This is a genomic window from Bacillus sp. JJ1764, assembly GCF_036962145.1.
In the GTDB taxonomy this organism is placed as follows: Bacteria; Bacillota; Bacilli; order Bacillales; family Cytobacillaceae; genus Neobacillus.
This window is the reverse complement of sequence record NZ_JBALNY010000186.1, coordinates 1-6,865: the sequence shown is the minus strand read 5'-3', so window position 1 is coordinate 6,865 and position 6,865 is coordinate 1. Positions and strand designations below refer to the sequence as shown.

Here is a 6,865-nt window from a genome sequence, read left to right as displayed (position 1 = left end):
GAATTCTTGCGGGTTTGGACTTCAATAAGCCCTCTTGGCTACTCTTTTCTGGAATTTTTGCGGGTTTGGGCTTCAATAAGCTAACGACCTTGGTGCTACCTTTTTATTCGTACGGGCTTTATGCCCCCCACCATAACGACCCCACAGATATCCTTTTTTCCTTAACGGTCGTTATGATCTCTCAGTAACTATCGGAATAAAAAAAGGGTTTGCATATTCAGACAGCAAACCCCTCATTTTTCCATTTAAATCGTTATTTTAATCTCATAGCTTTTTTAACAGCATCAAAGATATGCGTATTTTCATATGTTCCTGCCAATAGCTCTGCTCCAGCTCCAGTCGCGGTTAATGGTACAGAAACCCCTCCGTGTCCGCTGGTCGTCCAGTCAAGGATGAATTTGCCGCTGCTGTTTGCCACAGAAAATGGGCCATCTTCCTTCGATATGCCGTCCCCCGATTCGTCAGTGCTGCTCACATCTTCAATGGCAAGTCCGCCGCATTCATGATCTGCCACCACCAGAACTAAAGTATCAGGATTTTTCTTAGCAAACTCCTTTGCTACGGCAACTGATTTATCCAATTCCTGACCGGCTTTCAGCATTTTTTCAGCATTGTTTTCATGGGCCATCTCGTCGATTCCTTCTTCTTCTACCATCAAGAAAAATCCTTTTTTGTTTTTAGAAAGAGTATCGATTGCTTTTTCTGTCATCTTAGGCAAGGAAACAACCGGGTTATATAGATCCCCTTGACCCTCTTCACGCTGTTCGAACATTTCCTCATTTGCAAAAAGGCCTAAGAGTTTACTACCTTTTGATTTGTCCATTTCACTTTCATTTGTGACATAGTTATACCCTAATTTCTTGGCCTCTTCGACTAGATTTCCCTGTGTCCCTTTACTTTTCTCAGTTGGGTCCTTAGCAGGCTGGTCTTGATAAGCACCGGGATTCCCTGCAGGATACCAGAAATCCTCGCCTCCACCTAGCAATACGTCTACCTTGCTATTCTCTAAATATTGTTTAGCAATGTCACTTTGCAAAGAACGATCGGTAACATGTGCGCCAAATGCTGCAGGTGTCGCATCCGTAATTTGACTCGTTGTGACGAGCCCTGTTGATTTTCCTGCGCTTTTCGCCATTTCAAGAATCGTCTTGACTGGCTTTTTATTCGCGTCAACACCAATTGCTCCATTATAAGTTTTTACGCCCGAAGCCATCGCTGTAGCGGCAGCAGCGGAATCAGTGATGACGGATGTTGAGCTGGTATGTACTTCTCCAGATACTGGCATATCGTCCATTGCCAGATTTCCATTTAACCCTACCGAGGCTAATCGGATGGCATCACGGTGGGCAGCCCCCATTCCATCCCCTACAAATACAATGACGTTCTTTGCATTCCCGTGAACATCTTTTTTCCCATTAGATGCAGCCTTCACATCATTCATCTGGCTCAACCCTAAACCTGTCATGACTGCCAAGGACAATGCTGCACTTGCAATTGCTTTCTTTTTCATAAAAAAATCACTCCTCTTTTTAATCAACTTCAAGTTTGATTGTAGAGGAGTAATATAAATTAACTGTTTGATTTTTGTAAATAGTCAATAAATTATAGGTTAATAGAATGTAAACTTTACTTTTTATTTACTACCAAATTCAGTACTCGTTCTTTAGTCGGTAAAGAGGATATAGCTCCCTTTCCAGTTGTGGCCAAGGCTCCACTGCCATTGGCAAATGCCAGAATGTCAGCATAATGCTCCTGTAAAATAGCTTCTAGATTTCCCGGAACAGCCTTTCTTTCCAGCAGTTTGTAAAGAAAGCCGCCAATGAAAGCATCTCCAGCTCCAGTTGTATCCTCCACTTGCACTGAGTACCCTTTAGAGGCATGCTTTGTATTCTTTAAATAGATTTCTGCACCTTCTGCCCCTTTAGTAAAAACAACCGCTTTTACATTGCCAACAAAAAGCGCGGAAATTCCTGCGTCAACCGTACTTTCACCCGTAATAAATTCCAACTCTTCATCGGAAACTTTTACGATATGGGCAAGCGGGAGAAATTCACGAATGGCCTCTCGGCACGCTTGCGGACTTTCCCACAATGGAAGTCTGACGTTCGGGTCAAAACTGACAAGGCCCTTATTCTCCATAACAGTCTGTATAGCTTTCTTATGTGCTTGCTTCATAGGACTTTCAACTAAATCAACAGAACAGAAGTGGAGAATGTCCCCAGGACCAAACCACCCGGAATCTATTTCTTCTGCTGTTAACAACAAATCCGCGGAAGGATTTCGATAAAAAGAGAAATCCCGCTCACCACTTTCGGTCAGTGAAACAAATGCTAGACCGGTATTCGCATCCTTGGTCCGCAAGATATAACCCGTCTCTACTCCGGCCCGGTTCAGTTCATCGAGAAGGAAATCCCCAAATGCATCGATCCCAAGCTTGGAAATCAGCGCAGACCGTCCACCAAATTTTGCTACTGCAGCTGCCACATTTGCAGGAGCTCCTCCCGGTGCCCGCTCAAATGATAATACATTTTTAAGTGCCACACCTTTTTGCTGTGGAATAAAGTCAATCAACACTTCGCCAATAGAGAATAATGTTCCCAATCATCTCACCTCTTGTCTATTGTCCATTTAGTTGCCCTGAGATTCACTTGCCCATCTTGAGCAAAAAAACGAATTCCTGTACTATCTTTTTTTGGAAAAATTCTAGCTGTGAACACTTCTGCTCCATCATTCACAAAGACTTCTACAGATGAAACGTCAACAAATATATGAAGTTTTAGTGCACTAGCATTTAAATTGCACTTTCTAACTGTTCCATATTGGGTAGCGAAAGGCTCCCCGGAATAGGTTCTGTCAAAGATTACTTTATTACTTGTTTGGTCATAATAAATAATCGTTTTTTCTTTTTCCCCTACACGAAGCTCGACACCAAACATTAAGGCTGAACGCTCGGTAAATTCAGCCATTAATTCATAGGTTTCTCCGGAAAACTCAGCAACTTCAACCGTGTTATTGTCAATATTTACTTTAACTTCTACCTTTTCACTACGTAACAAGGCTAATTCCTGTACTGGCTTTTGAAGTAGCTGATCTCCTTGAATTGTTATTTCCCTTGGAAGGGTTAAACAATGAGCCCAGCCGTACCGATCCGTTGGGTAAACAAGTTCCGGCAGCCCCATCCAGCCTATTAAGATTCTTCTTCCCATTGAATCCAACATAGTTTGTGGTGCGTAAAAGTCAAAGCCTCGATCCAATTCCTTAAAATCACCATGCATCAAGCTTCTATCCTCAAAATTAAGCTTCTCCCCTAGAATATAACCAGATTGATAGATATTGTGGTATTCATCTCCCTTTGGCGGCAGCCCTTGAGGAGAAAAAATAAGGACACCTTTTTCCTGCCATTCAAAGTAATCGGGGCATTCCCACATATATCCAAATGAGGTCAAACCTGTTTTGATTTCACCTTCCCACTTCCAATCAGACATGTTAGGCGAGCTATACAGTAAAACACAGCCTGTTTCATTTATTCGTTGAGCACCAATGACGGCATAAAAGGTTTCCCCAGATTTCCATACTTTAGGATCTCGAAAATGGGCTGTATATCCTTTTGGGAGAGTGGAAATGACAGGGTTCTCCCTCTTCGAGATCATGCCCTGACGATCCATAACAGCAACACATTGGTACGGATGCCTCTCCCAATTTTCATCCCTAGTATTACCCGTATACATTAAATGAAGTTCTCCGTTATGCTCAATGGCACTTCCTGAATAGGCTCCGTGGCTATCAAAGTAATCTTTCGGTTCAATGGCAATCCCAATATTTTCCCAATGGACCAGATCCCTGGATTTGGTATGATACCAATATTTTAAGCCATGAACCGGCCCAAGCGGAAACCACTGATAAAACAAATGATACTCTCCATTAAAAAAGGAAAATCCATTTGGGTCATTCAACAAACCTGTGACAGGTTGAATATGAAAGCTTTGTCTCCAAGGACTCTCATTGACCGTTTTTGAAAGCTCCGCAATTTCCTCTTGTTCCACTTCATGTAATCGTGTATACCTTCGTTCTTTTGTCCATTCCATTGTTGTAACCTCACTAAGAAAGGAGAATCAAATTGATCCTCCATCTTATTTTTTCTTCTACGCAACTCGTTTTACATATTCCTTATCCTGTTTAAGGGTGTTTCTTTTTGCTAAAAACAGCGTTGTGAGAAAAGCGATTGCAAACGAAATCGCCATCCCGATGATATAAAAGGTAATGGTACCCGGTTTAATGGAAATGATACCTGGGAGACCAGCAGCCCCTAGAGCAATTGCCTTTACTTTAAATATAGATATAAACGCTGCACCTGCTGCAGATCCGATAATTGCTCCAATAAACGGATATCGCAGTTTTAAATTAACCCCAAACATGGCTGGTTCCGTGATTCCCAATAAAGCAGAAATCCCTGCAGCAGAGGCTACACCTTTTATTTTGCTGTCCTTTGTTCTTAGTAGAACGGCAATAGTGGCTGCACCTTGCGCAATATTTGACATGGCTGCAATTGGAAAAATGAATGATCCGCCTGTCTTGGCGATATCGGCTAGTAACTGAGTTTCAACCGCAATAAAGCTATGGTGCATGCCAGTTACTACAATCGGAGCATACACAAGACCGAAAATGGCCCCGCCTATAGGTCCTGTTGTATCATACATCCAAACCAAACCATCTGTTAAGAAGTTACCAGCTGAACGCATTACCGGACCAACCAATGTAAAGGTCAAAACACCTGTAATAAAAATAGAGAATAACGGTGTGAGCAAGTTATCCAAAGCGGATGGAATCCTTCTTCTTAAGAAGGTTTCTGTTTTGGCCAAAATGTAGGAAGCCGCCAGGACAGGAAGAACGGTTCCTTGGTAGCCAACCTTTTCAATTTCAAAGCCGAAAATCTTCCAAACGGGAATCTTCCCATCTGCTAAAGCCGCACCATACCCATAGCCATTTAAAAGATCCGGGTGAACCATCAGCATGCCCAGTGCTGCACCTAGAAAGGCATTGCCACCAAATCTTTGAGTTGCTGAGAAGCCAATCAACACAGGAAGGAAGACAAAGGCCGCATTGGCAAATGTATTGATTAATGCCGCCAAATCTGCCATTTGCGGATAGGCCTCAATTAGCGATTTTCCATCAATAAATAAATCTGAAGCAGTCAGTACGTTATTTAGTCCCATTAACAGACCACCAGCCACAATGGCCGGGATGATAGGAACAAATATATCTGAAAGCATTTTGACAAAACGCTGAAGCGGGTTTAATTTATTAGACCCAGCCTCTTTCACTTCATTGGTGGACATCTCCGTTAAACCCGTTAATTTAGTAAATTCCTTATAAACTTCATTAACCGTTCCCGAACCAAGAATAATCTGATATTGGCCACCTGTTGAAAAAGTCCCCTTCACTAGATCCATTTCATCTAGTTTTTTCTGGTCAATCTTTTCCTCATCATGCAGCACCAATCGTAAACGGGTTGCACAGTGAGCGGCAGCTGAAACATTGTCCTTACCGCCAAGCGCCTCCAGGACTTCTTTGGCTACTTGCTTGTAATTCATTTAGAATTTCCTCCTTTTCCGGCTTTTTAGGAACCGGTTCCAAAATCTGATAAAAAAATATATGATTATACCACGTGAGGAACCGGTTCCAAAAATTAATAAAAGAGAAAACCAAGTAAATGGAACCGGTTTCGTACTTTTATTATATTTTACTATCTGTCAGATTGTCAACGCTTTCTCTCTCAATTATTTCAAATCTTGATAGTGTTAATTTTTGGATCTCTTCACCATTTACGAGGCGAACAATTTGTTGGGCTGCCATATGACCTGCCTCTTTATAATGGAATTTCGCTGTTGTAATAGCAGGATGTATGACTTCTGTAATTTCATATCCCCCAAACCCAACAATTGATAAATCACCCGGTACGTTTACTCCTTTTAGATACGAGGCCTTCAATGCTCCTAAAGCAATATTATCGGTGGCACAAAACAACATCGTAGGCTGGAAGTCATCCAATATGCTGTCAGCCGCTTTCATCGCATCCAAGATTTTAAACCCCGTTTCATAGTACCGGACATCACAATTCGGGTACTCCTTTACCGCAGCTTTAAACCCTTGCTTTCGCTTAATCCCGACAGCAATATCTTTCTCGGTTACACCCAAATATGCAATTTTTCGATGACCTTTTTCTAAAATGTTTTTTGCCAGTTCGTAACTTGCAGCATAATCATCATGGATAAGACTATAAGTATTTTCATTGTACTGCCCTACAAGCAGCACCGGAATTTGGATCTTTTGAAACGCCTCTAAATGAGCTTCTGTGATTACTGTTGCCAGCAAAATAATGCCGGCGACCTTTTGGCGCTCGAAGCTGTATAAACTTTCAATCTCCCGTTCTAAATCTTGATTTGTGTTGGCAATCAACATCTGATAGTTTTGGTTTCTTAATTCCTCATCAATGCCAATTAACGTATTGGAAGCAGCATATGAATCCAGCCTCGGTACAATCGTCCCAATAATATTCGTTTTTTTCGCCTTAAGGCTTTGTGCAAATGTATTCGGAACATACCCGGTTTCATTGATCACTAATTCAATTTTCTTTTTAGTAGAATCGCTGACCGACCCTCCGTTTAAATAGCGGGAAACTGTACTTTTAGCTACACCTGCTATTTTGGCAATATCAGAAATAGTTCGATTCATGGAAATACCCCGTGCTTTTTTAGTTTCAGTATACACTAATTCTATCCATTGGAAAAAATCTATCAATGGTTAAGTTTTCTAACACACTTTCAGAACATTTTTTAACAAATGAATCACGATTCGTTATATAATA

The 6,865-nt window shown here is 41.5% G+C and carries 6 protein-coding genes; 1 reads left to right on the top strand and 5 read right to left on the bottom strand.

Annotation, left to right across the window (positions count from 1 at the left end):
* On the top strand, positions 1–188 hold a 188-nt coding region (locus tag V7083_RS20820; RefSeq protein ID WP_335481527.1), incomplete at its 5' end, for a hypothetical protein.
* A gap of 65 nt (positions 189–253) precedes the next feature.
* Here V7083_RS20820 and V7083_RS20815 read toward each other — a convergent pair.
* From V7083_RS20815 to V7083_RS20795, 5 genes are all read right to left on the bottom strand, one after another.
* The gene (locus tag V7083_RS20815) at positions 254–1,510 is read right to left on the bottom strand and encodes an alkaline phosphatase (protein WP_335481525.1); all 1,257 of its coding nucleotides are present in this window, start codon (positions 1,508–1,510) and stop codon (positions 254–256) included.
* A 116-nt stretch (positions 1,511–1,626) separates the two neighbouring features.
* Positions 1,627–2,601 carry a carbohydrate kinase family protein gene (locus V7083_RS20810; RefSeq protein WP_335481523.1) on the bottom strand — a complete coding sequence of 325 codons (975 nt, stop codon included), beginning with the start codon at positions 2,599–2,601 and terminating at the stop codon, positions 1,627–1,629.
* Between the two features lie 5 nt (positions 2,602–2,606).
* Positions 2,607–4,085 (bottom strand): glycoside hydrolase family 32 protein, encoded by a 1,479-nt coding sequence (locus V7083_RS20805; protein ID WP_335481521.1) that lies wholly within the window; start codon positions 4,083–4,085, stop codon positions 2,607–2,609.
* 57 nt (positions 4,086–4,142) lie between these two features.
* Positions 4,143–5,591, bottom strand: a complete 1,449-nt coding sequence (locus V7083_RS20800; RefSeq protein ID WP_335481519.1) for a sucrose-specific PTS transporter subunit IIBC — start codon at positions 5,589–5,591, stop codon at positions 4,143–4,145.
* 142 nt (positions 5,592–5,733) lie between these two features.
* Positions 5,734–6,768, bottom strand: coding sequence for a LacI family DNA-binding transcriptional regulator (locus tag V7083_RS20795; RefSeq protein ID WP_335481517.1), 1,035 nt, complete (start codon positions 6,766–6,768; stop codon positions 5,734–5,736).
* Positions 6,769–6,865: the final 97 nt, after the last annotated feature.

Bases quoted from the DNA above. Each gene is read 5' to 3' on its own strand.
- V7083_RS20815 (WP_335481525.1), bottom strand. From the start codon at position 1,510: ATGAAAAAGAAAGCAATTGCAAGTGCAGCATTGTCCTTGGCAGTCATG.
- V7083_RS20805 (WP_335481521.1), bottom strand. From the start codon at position 4,085: ATGGAATGGACAAAAGAACGAAGGTATACACGATTACATGAAGTGGAA.
- V7083_RS20800 (WP_335481519.1), bottom strand. From the start codon at position 5,591: ATGAATTACAAGCAAGTAGCCAAAGAAGTCCTGGAGGCGCTTGGCGGT.